The organism is Ochrobactrum sp. SFR4 (assembly GCF_019730395.1).
In the GTDB taxonomy this organism is placed as follows: domain Bacteria; phylum Pseudomonadota; class Alphaproteobacteria; order Rhizobiales; family Rhizobiaceae; genus Pseudochrobactrum.
Genome location: NZ_JAAPBB010001316.1, coordinates 1 through 239 on the forward strand (window position 1 = coordinate 1; position 239 = coordinate 239).

The following is a 239-nucleotide window of genomic DNA, read 5'->3' on the forward strand; positions in this document are numbered from 1 at the left end:
GGACGACATGGCGGAAAATCACCGGAAATCTGAGGCGATCACGCGGGGCGCGCGCATGCTGCGCACCGCCCTCGGCCCCGCCATCGCCCGGTTTCTGGAAGACCCGTCGATCGTCGAGGTGATGCTCAATCCTGACGGCCGGCTCTGGATCGACCGGCTTTCCGAAGGCCTCGCCGATACCGGTGAGCGCCTGTCACCTGCGGATGGCGAACGGATCGTCCGTCTGGTGGCGCACCATG

Annotated in this window: 1 pseudogene; it reads left to right on the forward strand. The window is 66.5% G+C overall.

From position 1 onward, the window contains the following. Window positions 1-7 precede the first annotated feature (7 nt). A pseudogene (locus tag HBA93_RS23285) lies at window positions 8-239 on the forward strand (P-type conjugative transfer ATPase TrbB); the annotation flags it as partial.